This window comes from Gimesia fumaroli (assembly GCF_007754425.1).
GTDB classification, from domain to species: Bacteria; Planctomycetota; Planctomycetia; order Planctomycetales; family Planctomycetaceae; genus Gimesia; species Gimesia fumaroli.
This window is the reverse complement of the sequence record NZ_CP037452.1, coordinates 968530-989071: the sequence shown is the minus strand read 5'-3', so window position 1 is coordinate 989071 and position 20542 is coordinate 968530. Positions and strand designations below refer to the sequence as shown.

The window sequence follows — 20542 nt, the reverse complement described above, 5'->3', positions numbered from 1 at the left end:
ACCAATTTGCTAGAGAGACTGAAACTATGGTAGTGGGCCGTCAATCCTTGGTGTCATCATTTCGTCAAAAGATTTCTTTGTTGAATTGTCTTCGACGAGGCCAGAGAAAACGTCAAAATCGACAGAAGTCACATCGCTTAATCAGCAGTTATTCCACGGTCGAGCATCTTGAAGATCGTACACTTCTGGCTGGTGCTTCTTTAGTGAATATCGAGCCCAACATAGATCTCTCCCTGACTGAAGGAGAAATTTATAACGAAGCCCCTACAGAACTCACCTTCAAATTCACCCCGGACCAAGAAATTGATCCTGCTACACTTGGCGGAATTCAAATCGTTCGCGCTGGAGAAAATGGTATCATTGATGACATTAATGATACCAACAATGACGATATCATCATCCAGCCAGGATACATCGGCATTGGAGATAGTCCCAATGAAGTGATTCTTCGATTCGCCGAACCACTGCCTGACGATTTTTATCAAATTTCCATCTATGGAAATGACGTTTTGCCTGATCCACTACTGCCCGGCATTCCCGCCACAGGCATCACCGCTTTGCTCAACCAGTATGGCGAAGCATTTCAGGATGGTATTGATCAACACATCAACTTCGAACTCGACCTTGGCGCTAAAGTCGTCGCAGTAGTTCCACAACCTGTCGCTCGAGAACAGGTCCTGACAATTGAAGATGCCTCACTCCTCGAGGACGGTGATACATTCACCATTGCAGTCGATGGAACCTCTGTCACATTTGAGATGGACGAAAACAGCGCCCCGGGTGTTTCTGGTGCAAACATTGCCGTTGCATATACTGCAGGCGATACTGATAGTGATATTGCCACCGCTATTTTAGCTGCTTTCAATACATCTTCCCTTGGAACATCTGCAACGATTTCTCAATCAGGCAATGATCTCCACATAGAAGGAGATCCGTTATCAAGCCCCACAATTTCCTATTCACTGAATGATCCAGGCAGTATTTCCAATCAAGAATCACTGACTATTAAAGATAATCAGATCGTCGTCTATTTTAATGACGATCCTCTCTATCTGGCAGATGCTGAAAACGTCTTGTATTACCAGTTGATTGATACGGTAAGTAATACGATCATCAACCCTGATGCTCTCGTAGATCCAGTGGTTTATGATGCTGCTGAAAACAAAGTTACACTCACTTTTCAAGATCCAATCATCGATGGTACTTACCACTTGAGAATTGGTGAGGAAGCAACTCCTAATTTTGAACCAGCTGATGTGGTCAGTGTTGCCGATGATGACAATTCCAGCTTCAACACAGCATATGATCTCGGTACATTGACAACCCAGACAATTCAAATCAACGAAGCAATCACACCACAGGCAATCAACCAGCCACCGCTCCCTGGCGGCAATGACGAGCCCGGACATCGTGAAATTACAATCGAACAACACATTGAAGGACCAGAAGGAACCGGTACAGACCCTTTAGCGGTAGCCCCTATTCCCACAATTGAATTTTATTTCCCGGAAGTCTATTTCACAAATAGTTTCGGGATCGAACTGTATAATGAAATCACCGAAAACCAGAAACAACGTGCCCGAGAGATTTTTGAACTCTACAGTTTTCTAGCGGGATTTGAGGTACAAGAAACCACAGGTAGCGGCATAGCCATCGTCACCGGTGATGTCCGCGCGCTTGATGAGGCCATACCTCCCACGGCCCCCGGTGGTATCGCCGACAGCACTATGGCCATTATGAACGGCACTAGAGATTGGGGCGACAGCCCCTATGGTGGGGGATGGTTCACGACTGCCCTTCATGAAATTGGCCACGCTATTGGACTCGGACACTCTTACGACCTGCCTTCAATCATGGGGTCTGCTGAAGAGGAAGATGCAGTCCCCCTACCCGGAGAACGGATCTTCCCCACCAACTACGACATCACACATCTCAACCGAATTCATCCGGCTTTGAGTAACGACATCGATCTACATAAATTTCAGCTAGATGACGCAGGGCGGTTTACCGCAGAAATTACAGCAGATCGTTCACCCACAAAGAGTTTTCTCGATAGTGTCTTAACCCTCTATCGAGAAGATCCAATGGGGGTTTTTGAAGTCGTTGCACGAAATGATGATTATTTCGGGGAAGATGCCTTTCTGGACCTGGAACTGGAAGCAGGAACCTACTATCTGGCCGTCACGAGTGTTGGAAACACGGAATTCGATCCAACTGTCTCTGACTCTGGTTACGGCGGTCGCACTGATGGCGAATATACTCTCGATATTAATTTCACCCCAGCCCCCCCGATAAGCTCGGTCATGGTTGATGCGACAGGAGTCGCTTTAGACGGCGATGCAGATGGAACACCGGGGGGTGTATTTGATTTCTGGTTCCAGTCCAGTACTGATACAAATACCATCTTTGTTGATAAAACCGCACCAGAACTGGGAGCTGATGGCAGTCTATCTAATCCTTTTAATAATATCCAGAAAGCGCTCAATCAGGTTGAGTTAAATAATAATCCTCTCTCAGGTGGTACTCCCGGTACGACAAAAATTGTCCGAATTGTCGGCAATGGAGGAACTGATAACGATATCAGCACCATTGGTGACAATGAGGCTTATCTGATTGGTCTCAATGACTCCTTCCAGCCCTTAGAAGATGGCGCTACCTTTGAGATTCCACAGAACGTAACAGTGATGGTTGATCAGGGCGCTATCATCAAATTACAAAAAGCGAATATTGAGGTCGGTTCTAATGACATTCTTGATGATCGTAGTCAAGGTGCACTGCAAATTTTAGGAACCCCTGACAATCAAGTTCACTTGACTGCCTACGGAAACGATGCGATTGGAGGGGATGATGATGGCCTGAGCGATGGGGCTAACCGTGGTGACTGGGGCGGTATTGTCTTCCGTGCTGATTCCGACCTTGAAGATTTCGGGGTTTTCCTGAACTCGGTCAATAATGCCAGTATCAGCTACGGTGGCGGAAGTGTTTCTGTAAATTCCATTTTACAGACTTTCTCTCCCATTCATGCTGAATCAGCGCGGCCCACTATCTGGCAAAACACAATCTTCAGTAACGCCGATTCCGCAATTTCAGCAGATCCTCGCAGCTTCGAGGACAGCCGCTTTGAAAAGGGTTCCTTCATCAAAGATCGCTATGGACTGGAAATCTTTGACAATCAGATTTTTGACAACAGTGTGAATGGTTTATTCGTTCGCATCAACACCGCATTTGGCAACACGATTAATAAGCTGGATGTTCCCGGTATCTTCAACGATGACCTCACCCATGTCATCACGGAAAACCTGCAAATTTATGGTGCGCCGGGGGGACAACTGGTCGATGGAGCTGAGTCAATCAATGGCCGCCTCAAAATCAATGCGGGCACTGTCGTCAAACTGTCAGGAGCACGGATTGAAGCAGAACGTGGCAGTGCTCAACTGATTGCAGAAGGGACAGAAGAAAACCCGATTATCTTTACCTCACTCAGTGATGATCGCTACGGTGCAGGAACCACTTTTGATACATCCAACGATGGTTTTGATACATCGGACCCTGACGACCTGCCATACGGAAAGGGCAACTGGGGGGGGATCATTCTTAACGCTGCCTCTTCTGGCAGTATTGATCATGCTTTAATCACGAACGCCGGCGGCTTAGTTCCTATCGAAGGGGGTTTTGCAAACTTTAATGCCATTGAAGTCCATCAGGCCGAGTTTCGAATCTCCAACAGCATTCTGGAAAATAATGCAAGTGGCCAGACCGGTTCGAACCGGAATGGACGTGGTAACAATGACAGCGCCACGATTTTTGTACGTGGTGCCCAGCCTATTATCGTCGATAATATCTTCCAGCATAACGACGGAACGGTTGTGAGTATTGATGCCAACTCACTCAACTACAAATTCAAAACCGACTACGGTCGTTCAACCGGATTTACTCAAGCATACACTCAGTACCCTGACAATCACGGCGCCCTGGTTCGCCTGAACCGTATGGAAGACAATGGCCTGAACGGCATGGAAGTGCGGGCGGCACTGCTCGATACGGAAACGATCTGGGACGACACCGATATCGTGCATATTCTACGTGATGAAATTCAGGTCAATCAACATCACACCTTCAGTGGCATCCGATTGCAGAGCAATATTGATGAAGGCCTTGTTGTCAAATTGGCCGGCTCTACGGCCGGTTTTACTGCCAATGGCGTTCCTCTGGACATCAATGACCGTATCGGTGGTACCGTCCAGATCATTGGTCAACCAGGCTTCCCCGTCGTACTCACTTCATTGGCGGATGATACTGTCGGAGCCAGCTTCACTCCCGATGGAACTCCACAAACTGATACCAATAATGACGGTAGCGGCTCCACCCCTTCTGCCGGCGACTGGCGCAGCATCCGCCTGGACCGATACAGCAATGACCGCAATGTGGTCGTTCGCTTTGAAACTGAAGGCAACAATACCAGCGGCGTCGATACCAACAGCAATCCCGGCTTTGCACAAAACTTGGGAGAATTAGCCCCGGATGAAGTCAGTGGTGATGAGAACCGAGCCCTGGGCTTCGAAGTACATGGTAATATCAGCGCCGATGCCCCCGATGATGTCGATGTCTACAGCTTCAAGGCAACAGCAGGCACCCGGATCTGGATCGACATTGATCGTACTTCATCATCATTAAATACGACGGTCGAACTAATCGACATTTTTGGGACTGTTATCGCATCCTCACTTGACTCGTTTGCAGGCACCTTTACTGGCTCAGCAGATCCACTTCTGCAAACAGACCACCTGCTGGGCGATTTTTACTCGCAAAACATCAATGACGCTGGTTTCAGTGTGGAACTTCCTGATCCATCCGGAACGGGAGCAGTCGGCACTTACTTTGTACGGGTCCGTAGCGAAGGTGGTTTGACATCAGGCCAATACCAGATGCAAGTTCGTCTCCGCCAGGTTGACGAAAAACCGGGTTCCACTGTCCGCTACGCCGATATTCGCTATCCCACCAATGGTATTGAAGTATTAGGACAGCCCGCACACTCGCCTCTCTTGGGTGAATCATCAGAGAAAAAAGACGATCCTGACACAACCGTCTCCTCCAACGAAAACAATAATACACTCGACGATGCCCAGGGACTGGGAAATTTGCTGACAAGCGACCGGAACACGCTCTCCGTATCCGGCACGCTACACGATGCTTCAGACGTGGACTGGTACACCTTTGAAATGGGCTATGACCTGATTCAGGTAATTGGCGGTAGCAGTGATGCAGCGAAAACCTTCTCAACGATCTTTGATATCGATTATGCTGATGGTTTAAGCCGAGCAGATACGACAATCTCGATCTTTAATAATGACGGCCAACTAATTTTAGTCAGCCGTGATTCGGATATTGATGATGATCAGGCCGATGGTGATACCGAAGACTTATCTAGAGGAAGTTTTGGGAAGCTAGACCCCTATATCGGTACGGCACAACTCCCTGCATCCAACCCAACAGATAATCCTTTGGAAATTTTCCGCTACCATGTCGCGATTTCATCCAATGCACGCCTGCCTGAAGCCCTTAATGCTACCTTTGAATCAAACGCGCTCAACACTCAGATTCGCCTGGAACCTGTTAGCTCAGTCAAGCGGATTGTGGAAGATCACATTGGCTTCAGTGGTTATGTTACAGGAAACTCCCTAACAGAAAATACTTCACTTGTTGTTCCTGAAGAATCCAATGGAATCTTCGATATTTCGAACACGATGACTTTATCAACAAACGTAACTGGATTCAGTCTGGAAGATGTGAATCTTTATGTTTCACAAAGCACTCGGCTCCGAATTGTAGATCCCTTTGATGGCCATGTTTCTGATGCGTTTAATGAAAACAGGACCATTGATGTAGGTGCGTTAGCAACAGGAACTGCAGATATCACCATTCGCTCGGATGGTCGCCTTTACAGTTATGAAAGCGTCGCAGGACTTAGAAATAATACAGCAGGCCGTCTTCGAGAACTTAATGCCGGGAATGCATCAACTATCAATTCATTTAATGATGGAATTCCTGATCCTCCAACGACTGGTTCAACTGATCCAGTTCAGTTAACCACACAAAACGTAGGCGCTCTCGCTTTTGAAAGATTAACCACCGCACTAGGTGCTAGCTCTGTAAATTATAACCTGTTTTATGCTGTCCACGACTTTAAAGGCACAACTGACACGAGTGACGATGTCACAACAATCTACCAGGGAAATCCAAACAATGGAGATGCTGGTGATAACAAATTTAATAATGGCAATCCAACAAACGCTCAATTTACCGTGCGAGGTGATATTGATCGGGACATGTATGGCTTAATTACAGGCATGTCGTATCGAGGAATCAATGCGACTGCCAGTCAATCACAGCTTTATGCCGTTACTGATACTGGTCAATTTTTGACCATCAATCAAACGAGTGGATCAAGGCGTGAAGTTGGAGCCGTGAGCGGTGTCGATTTATCTGGACAGATTGACGGAACGCTTGTTGGCTTGACCGCAGCACCACAAAACCTGAACCATGGTGCGTTCCGGAATTATCTGTTTGCGATTACTGATACAGGGAATCTGTATGCCATAGACCCTTCAGGAAGTACGCCAGCAGAGATCATTTTGAGTCAAGTCATTGACCCTGGGCTCAACTTAACGATCGGTGGCGGAGATGACACTCTAATTGATGTCTTTGCTGGAGGCGTAGATCATATCAATGTAGGTGTAGGAGGCGTGACTGGCTTGGCCTTCTCGCCGCTGGATTTCAATCTCTGGCATCCTACATTCCAACGAAATGATGATTCAGGTCACGGCATTAATAATACCTTTGACGAGACCAGAACGGATACTGATCGTTCTATCCGAACTGCATTCCCTACTCCAGTGACTTTTCCAGCTCAGTTTCCTAATGGTTTGGCACAGACTGAATCGCAAGGGGGAGCCAGCTTCTACTTTGGTTTTGAAGAATGGAGCGGTACTACTCCGGATAATCAGGAATACATCCGATATGATACTGATGCACAATACGGTGTCATATCTCAGGCATTCCAGTCTGACCTCTCCACCAATAATGAAATCGGAGACAACTATAATATCGCTGGTGGTGCGCATGGATCTCTGGAATCAACTTCCTTCAACTTGGATGGTTATAAAGCCACAGATCTTCCGACACTCTACTTCAATTATTTTCTGGAAACGGAAAACGCGAATACAGTTGACAATAACCTCATGCGAGATGCCGCTCGCGTCTTTATTTCAGATGACGGTGGAGTCAGTTGGGAACAGTTAGCCACCAATAATTCCGACTTGGCAGATCCGCGAGACCCTAATTCCGGAGAACTGTCGAACTTCATCTCCGCGTCTAACAGAGAAGGGGCGCCAAATGGGAACCAGCGTGTTCAGGAAATGTTTGACAACACCGGAGTCTGGCGTCAGGCACGCGTCGACCTGTCAGAATTTGTTAATCGAGGCGATCTTACACTGCGATTTGATTTCAGCACATCGGCTACTATCAATGCAGATGCCTCATCTCCCGGTGGGGAAATGAACGGGGATCAGTTTGGGGATCCTGACAGAAATCTGCAGGCACAGAACAATGACCACGAAGGCTTCTATATCGATGATATTATCATCGGTTTTGCAGAGCGGGGCGAAATGGTCACCGGCGCTCAGGCAAACCAGACTAACTTCTATAATCTACCTCAAAATGATGCTTTTGAGGCTCCCATCCCACTACTGGAAGGTTCCTATCAATTAGAAATTCGAAGTGGGACACAATACGCAACGCCCCCTGAGAGTGGGTTGAGATCCTATCTGCAAATTCAATCGCAATTCGACACGAATGATCGCCTTGTGCGAGAGATCATTGAAGCAGGTGATACCCTCAATGACCAACTGGGTGACCGGAACCTGGAACGGCAGCAGGGGCATATTCTAATCGAGTCGAACACCATCAGAAGTGCGTCTGAATATGGAATCAACATAGACGCGGGCCAACGTGAAATGGTGGGCGCGGGTCAGACAGGTTTTAGTCTCCGCTCTCAAGCGGGTGGCGTGAGAAATCTACCTTCCCTGAACGACTCCTATGATATCTTCGGACAACCTTTTGATCCTGACGACCCCTATCTCTTCAATGGGGGGCTCGGTTTCGCTCCCGGCGTGACTGTGCAGAATAATGTGATCGTCGATTACACATCGGGGGAAGGCGGAATTCGTGTCAGTGGGGATGACAATAGTAACGTCGCAGACAACCCCGCTGCTGTTTCTTACACCAAAGTCGTAAACAACACCCTTTCTGGTGGTGAAATTACAGACTCGGGACCAGCGCCTTTGTCTGAATACTCCATTGATGTCGTCTTTACAGACTCAAGTCTCACTGCTAGTCAAAGGGCGATATTCCAGCAGGCAGCTGCCCGTTGGAGCGAAATTATTCTAGGGGATGTTCCTGATGTAATGGTGGCAGGTTTTGGCCTTGTCGACGACCTCGTAATTGAAGCCAGTGCTCCCTTCATTGACGGTGTTGGTGGTATCCTTGGATCAGCTGGACCAAGAACTGTTCGCAATGGTTCTTTCATTCCTGCATCAGGTGTTATGCGGTTTGACAGTGCAGATATTGCAGCTTTAGAAGCCAGTGGCCAACTGGTTGATGTAATTCTGCATGAAATGGGACATGTGATTGGAATTGGTACAATCTGGCAAAGCCTCGGTTTAGTCATCGACCTTGGCACAACAGACCCAAGATTTGTCGGCCCCGAGGCGATTGCGCAATACAATGCCTTGTTGGGCCGTAGTGTGGTTGATGTTCCTGTCGCTAATACGGGCGGTGGTGGTACATTTGGTAGCCACTGGCGGGAATCGGATCTGGACAATGAATTGATGACCGGATACTTGAATTCGGGTGTCGCAAATCCGATCAGTACGATCACAATTGGGAGCTTGGCAGACTTGGGCTACGTTGTCAATCTCAACGCCGCCGACAACTATCCTCTTCAGGCTCCAGGCGCTCAATTACTCGATCCTGTACCTGTCGGAGAAATGTTGGACGCAGGTCCGTTCACAATCTTAGACGCGAGCGCCTTTGTTTCGTCTGGTGCAGATGTAACCGCGAATGCAATTACTCCTGCAGGACGGGGTATTCTGGTTGAAAATTATGCCACCACAACTATTTTGAATAATGTGATCGCCAATACTGGAACCGCGATCGATCTACAGACGCCTGCAGGCATCCCGAATGTGGTTGGCGCTACCGTTTTCAAAGGCAATAACAGCACCGGAACACTTGGTACAAATGCGATCCAGCTTACTGATGCAGACCCGCTGTTTGTAAACCCAGAACAAGGAAACTTCTACCTGGCAGATAACAGTAAGGCGATCGATAGTTCCTTGAACAGTCTTTCTGATCGTCCCGAATTTGTCGATGTCAAAGATCCTGTGGGAATGCCAAATTCGGACATTTTCTCCCCCGACTATGACGCGTTCGGGCAATTGCGTATTGATGACCCGACTCAAACTCCGCCTCCTGGCCTGGGTTCAAATATCTTTAAAGACCGTGGTGCTATTGAGCGGGCAGACTTCGTTGGCCCTACAGCCAGAATTACTTTGCCCGAGGACAATGACGCCAATGACGTTGACCTCGACGACGATTTAACTGAAGTTTACATTGCGGATCCGGAATTGTTCACAACCATGATTGTGGAATTACGTGACTCCGGTATCGGCGTTGATGATTCACTGGTGAATTCATCACAATTTATTTTAACAGCCACAACAAGTTCCACGCAAAGCACTCTGATTGAAGGCACAGATTATCTCTTCAATTACAATTCCAATACCAACGAAGCCATTTTCACTTCGATTGCCGGTGTCTTCAGCCTTGACACGCTTTATACCATTGATGTCCGCAATACCGACTTCATCGACATCAATGATCCAACGAATAATATCATCGGCATCAAAGACCTGGCCGGCAACGACCTGCAGCCAAACCGTGACGACCTGACGACAGCATTCACAATTGTTGTAACTGATGCTGCGAATGATCCGCCTGTCAATCACTTTGGCGGCACTCCCATCCCTGCTTCTCCGAATCTGGTTGTGCAAACGGAATCCGAGGCGTCGTTCGTCTTCACTTCAACCCCCAGCCCAGGATACCCTAACGGAAATGCGCTGAGCGTAACTGATAGTGATGCGTTTCTGGGAGATGGTCTGGTTCAAGTAACCCTGACTGCAGTCAACGGAACCGTGGCACTTGGTTCAACCCCAGCCGGCATTACGATTGATCCGGGCTCAACAGCGAACAATATTATATTCACCGGCCTCATTGATGATGTGAACCTCGCACTGGAAAGAACCACGTGGACTCCGGACACTGGTTATTATACTTCTGGCAGCATGGCAACTCTTGGTGCCGCCACGCTGACAATGACCACGAATGATTTAACAAACTTTGACGGTGCAGCAGAAGAAGACACCGATGTCATTGAAATCATTGTCAATGATCCACCTCTGGTTCAGTTCAGTTCTGCGACGTATAACGTCACAGAAACAGATGGTGTCACCACAACAACACTGGACGTCACCTTGACCAGGGACAAAGTGGGGGGTGTTTCAACGGTTCTCGTATCAGACCTCCTCACTGGCTCAGCATCTTCGGGTGTTGACTACGATGTAATTCCCGCGAACACACAAGTAAGCTTCGCTGCCGATGAACTTACAACAACATTTTCGATCACCATTCAGGGTGACGATATCGTTGAAAGAGATGAAACCATTGATCTCGAAATTTCTGGAGCATTTTTCAACGCCTTAATTGTTAACCCGGATCCTTTTGGTACTCCCGCCCAGGATACAGCCACAGTCACAATTGATGATAACGATCAGGCTGTACTCAGCATCAACACAGTTGATCAAAACGAAGACGCAGGGACGGTTGAATTCACAATTTCGCTGTCGAAGCAGGTTGATGCAGATGTCTCAGTAGATGTAATGACCCAGGACGGGACCGCTTTTGTTACCGGTGGTCCTGGTGTAGGGGTTGGAAATAATGACTACACTCTGTTCGATTCAAATATTTCCATTGGTGCTCTGGCTCTGTCCAATGTATTTTCGGTTTCAGTCAATAGCGATAATATTGTTGAACTTGACGAGTACTTTGATGTGATCATGGATTCGCTTAGTCTTGACGCCAATGGTCTTGACGTAGTTCTGGGAATGAATGGCCGAGGAAATATTATCAACGATGACAGTGCCACGATTTCAATCGTGGGTGAGACTGTCTCAGAAGATATTGCTACTGGTCTCATGACGTTTACCGTATCGCTCACAAACCAGGTTGCAGGGGACATCAGTTTCTTTGCTTCAACTCAAGATAGCACTGCCACCATCGCTGACAATGATTATGAGCAACTTATCCAACAACCAGTTACAGTTGCAGCGGGATTAACGTCAACAACATTCACCGTCATGATAAACGATGACGAAACAGTTGAGCTTTCTGAAGATCTAATCGCGGTTCTCAGTGATTTGCAAAACAATAATTTCGACGTAGTATTCGACACCGGTCTAACAACCGAAGCGATCGGTACGATTCAAAACGACGATTCCGCGTCATTCATCATCAGTGACGTCACTTCAAATGAAGCGAATGGGCCTTTTGTGTTTGCCGTCACAATGACCAATGCTGTTGACTTCAATGTAAAAGTCAATGCGGAAACCGTTGATGGAACCGCTCTTGCTGCAGACAATGACTACACACAACTCAACACAGGTGATGAACTTCTAACCTTTACCGCGGGGGGACCACTAACACAAATCTTTACCGTCGACGTCACGGATGATAACAAAGTTGAACTCGATGAAGTCTTCACAACGATTCTAAGCAACTTGAATGCAGGCGGACGTAATGTGAGCATCGCCGGCGCCCTTGGCACGGGAACAATCCAGAATGATGACCAGGCGATCATCAGCATCAGTAATAAGGCTCAATTGGAAGATGAAGATACCGGTGGAGGATCTGGTGTATTCACCTTTACTGTAGCCATGTCAAATCCGGTCGATGTGGACATTGAAGTTCATGTTGCCACTCTGGATGGATCGGCAAAAGTAATCGATAATGATTACACTCCGATCACTCTCGGCGACCAGACCATCACATTTACAGAAGGTGGCTCCCTACTTGAGGAGTTTGATGTCCAAGTCACTGTTGACAATATCGTTGAATTGGATGAAACCTTTCAAACAATTTTAGATAACCTGATGAATAGCGGCCGTAATGTCATACTTGGCACAAATGGAACCGGCATCATTCAAAACGATGATTCAGCGCTCATTACCATTAATGACGTTACCGGACAAGAAAATGGTGGCCCCCTCACATTTACGGCCACGATTTCCAATCCAGTTGACACTAACATCAGCTTTGATGTTTCTACACAAGATGGAAACCGGTTAGATACCTCACTAATTGAAAATGCGACTGTCGCTGACAATGATTTCACCGCGATTCTGAATGAAATTATCACTTTCACAGCTGGTGGATCAACTACGCAGACTTTCACGGTTGATGTGACGGGTGATGACAAAGTCGAACTTAACGAAGTCTTCAATGTGCTGATGAGCAACCTTGTTAATAATGGTCGAAGTGTCACACTGGACACGCCCGCTCAAGGAACGATTGAAAACGATGATATCGCGACTCTGACGATCAATAACATCACAGAGCGTGAATCGAATGGTCCGTTCACATTTACAGTCACACTTTCGAATGAAGTTGACACTGACATTATCGTTGAGGCAGCGACAATGGACGGCACCGCGATCGCCGCCGATGGTGACTACACTGCCTTGGAAGATGGTGACCGAGTCATCACCTTTGTTTCAGGAAGTCCGTTGACTCAAACATTTACCGTGGATGTTTCAAACGAGAATCTTGTTGAAGCGGATGAAGTATTTTCAACGTTCCTGAAAAATCTCGAAAATAATGGGCGAATGGTTTCGACTGTCATGGGAGATGGTGAGGCGACCATTCTGAATGACGACTCTGCGACGCTTTCGATCACACCTGTGATAGATACTGAAAACAATACCCCATTTGAGTTTCTGGTCGAGCTTTCCAATCCGGTAGATGTTACCATTACAGTTGACGCATCGACTCTGGATGGATCTGCGATTGCTTCATCTGACTATGAGGAGATTGTCAATAAGATGCTGACATTTAATCCGAATGTCACTCAGTTGACGGTTGACGTAACCATAATCGACGATGCTACCACTGAAGGACCTGAGACATTTGAACTCGTCCTGGGAAATCTTGATCCAAATGACCGGGATGTTTTCCTGACCAGTATTACGGCTCGCAGCAGTTCCGCTACTACTGACGCTGCTATTGCCGTTGATGTCTTAGGTGATTTCGCTTATGTCGCTGACCGTGATGGTGGTTTGCAGATATTCAACATCGCTGACCCCTCGAATCCAATTCATACAGGATCTTTTGATTTCAATCAGCAAGGTATTGCACAGGGAATCGATGTCGTTGGAAATCTCGCCTATCTAGCCGTTGGAGAAGCAGGCCTGCAAATTTTGGATATTTCAGACCCAACTAATCCGACATTTGTTGGTAATTTTGATACACTCGCCCGTGCTCGAGGTGTCCAGGTCATCGGCAATCTGGCCTATGTCGCTGACGATAGTGGAAACGGCGGGGGGCTCCAAATTATCGATGTTTCAGCTCCAGGAACTCCTGTTAAACTCGGAAGCTTTGGTGTAGCAACTCCCGGTGGTCTGGCTGGTGGTGTGAAAGTAATCGGAAACATTGCCTATGTCACAGACGGAAACAATGGACTGCGAATTATTGATGTTTCCGATTCTTCGACCCCAACCGAGATCCATAATGTAGCAACACCAGATGGTGCTGCCATTGGTCTGGATGTTGTAGGAAACTTCGCTTATGTCGCGAATCGCGAAGGTGGATTGCAAATCATTGATATCAGCGATCCATTCACAGCTTCCATCGTGGCTGATGTGGATACGCCAGGTGTCGCCACTGGTGTGCGTGTTGCTGGAAATTTTGCCTACGTTGCTGACGGTACCGCCGGTTTACATGTCATCGATCTTTCTAAACTTGAAATTATCAGGACACACAATACTCCAGGTAGTGCCAGGAATTTGTTTGTCCAGGACACTCTGGCTTTTGTTGCCGACACATTCAATGGCTTAGAGATCCTGGAATTCATCCCTTCAACTTCTGCTACCGGAACTATTCTTGATCCAGGTGCCCCACCCTTAACGGGAACTGCCTCAGTAAATTCCACGATCAATACTTCTCTCGTACTAACTCCTACAACAACAGACGCGAACGACGAGACAGCGACAATACCAGAAAGCGAACAATGGATTGACGAATGGGATAGTTTCTGGATTGAAGTCTGGGGAAACACAAGTGATGGTGCAGGAATCAGCGGTGGTAGCTTTGATCTGAAATACAATACGGACTACTTCACTGCGACCGCAGTCGAATATGGAGCAGCCTTTGGTGGTTCCAGCTCATCTTCCATTAACGATCTGACTGGTACTGTCTCAGGAATCAGCGGCCAAAATAATCTTGGCACACTTGGATCTGGAAATCAGGTTCTGTTGGCGCGGGTCAAATTTGAATCGACAGATGCAGATGGAGTCGCCATTGATCAGCAAACCGGTTTCCTGGGCCCACACAGCCTCGGAATCAATGTGACCAATGCCCAACTTGATATTACTGATTTTGGTGGAGTCAACGCCTCTGTTGCTGAATTACCGACTACGGACTTATGGGCTGTCCCATTTGACCTGGATGATAACGGCGTTATCAACAACAGAGATCTGGTTACATTCATTTCGTTCTATGGAACTTCCGTACTGGATTCATCATCCGGGCTGGCATGGTCCTTAGACTTTGATAAGAATGGCCAAATCAACATCCGAGACCTGAGACACCTGATTAATAATTATAATCTTACGAAAGCAAGTGGACAACAAGTCGCCTTCCCATCCAACTTCCCACAAGAATGGTATGGTTCTCCCATCACGACTGATGGCGAAGCTTCCTTAAATGTTTTGATCGAAGCTGCTATCGACGAATGGAAAACAGCAACCGGAAATGATCAATTAGCCGTCCAGGTTTTCGTAACCGATCTTGGTGGTCAACAACTTGGTGAAGGTCATATCCTGGAACTTGATGAGAATGGAGTCCCCGTTAAGGGGCGGATTTATATTGATGATGATGCATCAGGTCTAGGATGGTACTCTTCAATCGAAGGCCTTGCCTTTGACAGCAACGGCCAGGCAATCGCAGGTTCCGCAGCTGAAGGCCACTACGATCTTTACACAGTTCTGTTGCATGAAATTGGTCATGCGGCCGGGTTTACTACAAGTTACTCAGCCTTTACAGACCACGTATTCAATAATGGATCGGGACAGGTCCAATTTGTCGGCTGGGATTTTGTTGCTCCTCTTACCAATGACGGATTACACATTGATGAGAGCTTCTTCCCGAATGATCTCATGGGAGCTACCCTGGATCCATCGACACGCAAAACCATCTCGATACTGGACGTTCAGATTCTGCAGGCGGCCTATGAAAACGCGACAGGGGCTGTCATTACCCCTCTGACAGCTCCTCTGATGGCAGCTGATGAGAGTCCAACCGTTCAATCAACGACCACTTTATCGACTAAAGCCGCATTTTCTCCAACTGCGATTTCACTACCGCGAACTGCTCCCGCTGTCAAACAAGATCATCCTGCCAAAGCGGTACTGCAACCCGAATGGAATTACGCTCAATCACAACTGATTCAAAATTCCATTATGAGTTTTGAACCATCAACGAACTTGGATGAACTGGCGGGGTCTTTGATTGACGTCTCATATGATACAGCACAGTATCTGGCTGATGAGCCTGACAAAATCAAACCTGAAGATCGATCATTCCGGTTTGACTTTGATCATGAATTTGAACTGGATGAATTTGTTGAAAATGAAGCAGTTGACGAAGAACTCGACAGTATGTTTACGGAGTGGTCAGGACCGTTAGTTTAAGCTGATAGTCTCATTGCAATCTATCATTGATTGAGAGAGGTGAGAATGAAATTCTCACCTCTCTTTTCTATGAAGGGAGAAATTCATTCCACTCTAAACCAAAGGTCTCTGCGACTGCGTGGTTCGTAACCTGCCCTTGATGGATATTGACGGCGGTGAGTAATCCATGATCTTGGGCACAAGCCGCTTCCAGCCCCAGCCTGGCCAGTTTCAGTGCGTACGGCAGCGTGACATTACAGAGGGCGTAAGTACTCGTACGTCCCACAGCACCAGGCATATTGGCCACACAGTAATGTACGACGCCATCAACAACAAAGGTCGGATCTGAATGTGTTGTCGGATGAGACGTCTCCACACAGCCTCCCTGATCGACGGCAACATCAATCAGCACGGCCCCCGGTTTCATCATTTTCAGGGCCGATTGAGGAACGAGCATCGGTGCACGGGCTCCGGGGATGAGCACAGCACCAATCACCAAATCCGCTAATTCCAGTTCCGCTCGAATATTATGCCGATCACTGTATAAGGTATTCACGTTCGCGGGCATGATATCTTCCAGATATCGCAGTCGATCCACGTTGACGTCCAGGATCACAACATCCGCCTGAAATCCGGCAGCAATCTGGGCTGCATTTTTTCCAACGACTCCACCCCCGAGTATGACAATATGCGCGGGCGGCACACCAGGAACTCCCCCCAATAGGATTCCCCGCCCTAATTGAGGGCGCTCCAGGTACTTAGCACCTTCTTGAATGCTCATTCGGCCGGCCACTTCACTCATGGGCGTCAATAACGGTAATTGTCCGTTCCGCCCCTCCAGTGTTTCATACGCAATTGCGGTCGCTCCAGTCTCCAGAAAACCGCACGTCAATGCTACATCGGCTGCAAAGTGGAAGTAGGTAAACAGTAGTTGCCCCGACTTTAATAATGCCCATTCCACTGGTTGGGGCTCTTTGACTTTGATGACCAGATCGGAGCGGGCAAAGACTTCTTCAGCAGAGTTTACAATTTCAGCCCCATTCTCTTCATAGAGTTCGTCAGAAATTCCGCTTCCCAGACCAGCCCCCTTTTCCACCAACACTGTATGTCCTGCAGCCGTCAGCTCCTCTGCCCCCACCGGTATCAAAGCAACACGATATTCATCCTGCTTGATTTCACGTGGCACCCCAATAATCATGATCTTCTCTCCATTTCATGTAATATCGCCGACAGCTATGATACGATACTGCTATTATACGTTATCTTATCAATAGTATTCGTCTGTTTTCACCAGCAGGCTTGAATCATAACCTGCAAGACCATTTGTCGGCAAACCGACTCCAGAAATAACGACAGAGACATTACAGTGACCGCACAATTCACCGAGGCTCAGAAAACTGCAGCAAATCATTTGATCAAATTGAGTCTGGAAGAAGATCTGCAACAAACGGGCGATTTGACCTGCCAAGCACTGATTGAAAAGACAGATCAGGCAGAGATCCAGATTGTGGCCCGACAAACGGGAGTCTTGGCCGGTACTCCTTTGACGTCTCTCATCTTTTCTAATCTGGATCCGGAAGTGGTTTGCACAGATCACCTGTCTGATGGAAATCCTCTTGAGCCGGGCTCGATCATTACCACCTGTACCGGCCCCCTTGCCTCAATTCTGATTGGCGAACGGACAGTACTTAACTTTCTGACGCACCTGAGTGGAGTTGCCTCTCTCACTTCTAAATATGTGAAAGCCGTCGAAGGAACCAAGGCGGTGATCCTGGATACGCGAAAAACGCTACCCGGCTGGCGGATCCTCGAAAAGTATGCTGTGGCGGCCGGCGGAGGAACCAATCATCGGATGGGACTCTATGATGGTATTTTAATCAAAGACAATCATCTGGCAGCCTGGGCCACACGTAACTCACACCCCTCGATCGCAGCCGCTATCAAACAGGCGCGAGAATCAGTCAACGGAGAAAAAGGTATCGAGGTCGAAGTGGATACACTCGATCAACTGGCAGACGCCTTAGAGGCAGAACCCGAAATTGTTTTACTGGACAACATGCCTCCTGAAATATTAAAACAGGCAATCCAAATGCGAAATGAACAATCGCCGAACACACTACTCGAAGCTTCAGGCGGTATCAATCTGGAAACCGTTCGTAGTGTCGCAGAAACGGGTGTGGAACGAATCAGCGTAGGAGCACTCACCCATTCTTCAATCGCCCTCGATTTAGGATTCGACTGGAAACGCCGCAAGTGATGCTGCTGCTTCCATAAAAAACATCTATTCTCAAGTTTAGATTTCAACACATGAATAAACCAGCCGCACAGGACCCTGCCAGTTCTCTGTTCGAGGATCGCCCGATCGTCCTGCGCAGCGCACTAGTCTGGTTATTGCTATTTTTCATCGTTTTTATCAGCTTTACACTTCCCAACAGTAACCCCGCTACAAGCCGCTGGGATGTATTAACACATCTCCCCTATCTGTTACTGGATCTGGTTGATCCACTCCCCATAGAAAACCCACCTCCATCAGGCTGGTCTTATTTCTCTCAGCGTTTCCCTTTAATCGGAATTGCTTTGGCCATACTGGCAGGAGCCTGGGGATTGGGTCAGATCATTACAAGATTGGTCAAAATCCCACTAGCTCCATTTTCAGCAGAGCGAACCGTATTCGCTTATGGCGTGGGGCTCTCTGCTGTTTCACTGCTCACTTTGGGAGGGGGACTACTCGGAATTTTATCCCAATGGCTCTGCTATCTGATACTGATCTTTTTTGGAGTCACTGGAGCTCTTTTCGCTTGTAGTGAGTCAAAATTAAAAACCGGGACTGCGCTACCCTGGAAATTTTCTCTACCAGACACCATCACGCATGAAGTACTCTTTCGTGCCGGCTGTTGTTTGCTGATCGCCCCGTTTGTACTCAGCATGTTTCTGGGATCCATGCTCCCCTCAACTGACTTTGATGTATTGGAATACCACTTTGGTGGACCAAAAGAATTCTACCAGCAAGGCTATATCAGCTTTCTGTCACACAACGTTTATACTAGTTTCCCCTTTCTAACTGAGATGTTGATCTTACTGGGAATGACACTGAAATCTGACTGGCTGACAGGTGCACAAGCAGGAAAGCTGGTCCTGATGAGTTTTTCCCTGTTCACGGCACTGGGAGTATTTGCCACAGCACGGCGCTGGTTTGGTCCAAATGCGGGTTGGCTCGCAGCAACGATCTTCCTGACAACTCCTTGGACCTATCGCATTTCAATCATTGCCTATACCGAGGGAGGACTCTCCTTTTACTTGATGGCCAGCCTGCTAAGCCTGATTCTGACGATACAGGTACTTAGGATCTGGTCTGCACCAAGTGATGAAACATCAACATCAGAAGACGCACGCTCGTCCTTATGGAGCTATGCGTGCCTGACCGGTCTGTTATCCGGTTCTGCAATGGCTTGTAAATACCCCGGGGTTCTGTCAGCCGTCATTCCCCTGGGGCTGGCCCTGCTGGGTTTCAGTTGGTGGCTGCTGAAAGACAAAAAACAATTACGAACAGCTGTCACACTCAAACTAGCAGCCATTTTCTCTATCGGCACTTTACTTGCCGTTGGTCCGTGGCTGTTAAAAAATCTCGTAGAGACTGGCAACCCCGTCTATCCACTACTCTATTCTGTGTTTGGCGGTGTTGATTTGAACGAACAACTCAACATCAAATGGAAAAATGGACATGGAATGGAACCGCTTGGCCTGACGTATCTGGCAAATAATGTCATTGACGTCACCATGATTCCCGTTGTTTCAGTCCTGGCAGGTATCGGCGCCACCTGGAGTTCGAAGCAACTCTGGAAAGTCGGGCTCACGATCGCGATCTTTGCTGCATTTCTATTTAATCTCACCATCGCCACCAGTGCACTCAGTGGCAATAACACTTATCTGAATGAATTAAGCTATTCACGAAAACTGGCCACTTCCATCACCGGGCCAGAAATCATGCAATTGAATCAAATGAAGCTGGGGGCGAAGCAGGTGGTACTCTCTGTGGGTGATGCAGAACTGTTTTATGCTGAGTTCCCTGTGATCTATAATACAGTTTTCGACCATGAGATATTCCAACAGTGGACGGCGAAACCGGAATCAGATATCCCGAATGAGTTACTCTCGTTGAAACCTGCCAAAGAGATCAAGCAGAAATTCAAGGAAGAACATATCGTTTATGTCTATGTAAACTGGGCGGAAATACTCCGGTATCGGCTCACTTATGGCTTTACCAGCTACGTCACACCACCCCGGTTTGAACAGCTCGTGAAAGAAGGCGTGCTGGAACCCCCGTTACTAAACCGATACAGTTATCGAAAATTCGATTCATTCAGAACAGATGAACAAAAAGAAATACTGACATGGGCTCCGGAACTGATTGTTGAGCGAGAAGGCGAGCGCTACTTCATCACAGCGCAAATCTTTCCGGTAGCTCCCTGAGCGGCTCATTGCTTGCA

General features: G+C 47.6%; 4 protein-coding genes. 3 read left to right on the top strand and 1 reads right to left on the bottom strand.

Going from position 1 to position 20542, the window contains the following annotated elements; translation table 11 throughout:
• Positions 1-80 precede the first annotated feature (80 nt).
• Positions 81-16076, top strand: coding sequence for a Calx-beta domain-containing protein (locus Enr17x_RS03825; protein WP_198000954.1), 15996 nt, complete (start codon positions 81-83; stop codon positions 16074-16076).
• A gap of 67 nt (positions 16077-16143) precedes the next feature.
• On the opposite strand, the gene ald is transcribed toward Enr17x_RS03825, so the two are convergent.
• Positions 16144-17253: an alanine dehydrogenase gene (gene ald, locus Enr17x_RS03820; RefSeq protein WP_145306027.1), complete on the bottom strand. Its 1110-nt coding sequence runs from the start codon at positions 17251-17253 to the stop codon at positions 16144-16146.
• Between the two features lie 168 nt (positions 17254-17421).
• Here ald and nadC point away from each other — a divergent pair, with 168 nt between their 5' ends.
• Entirely contained in the window at positions 17422-18312 is an 891-nt protein-coding gene (nadC, locus tag Enr17x_RS03815) for a carboxylating nicotinate-nucleotide diphosphorylase (protein ID WP_145306025.1), read from the top strand.
• A 50-nt stretch (positions 18313-18362) separates the two neighbouring features.
• Positions 18363-20525, top strand: a complete 2163-nt coding sequence (locus Enr17x_RS03810; RefSeq protein ID WP_145306023.1) for an ArnT family glycosyltransferase — start codon at positions 18363-18365, stop codon at positions 20523-20525.
• Positions 20526-20542 lie beyond the last annotated feature (17 nt).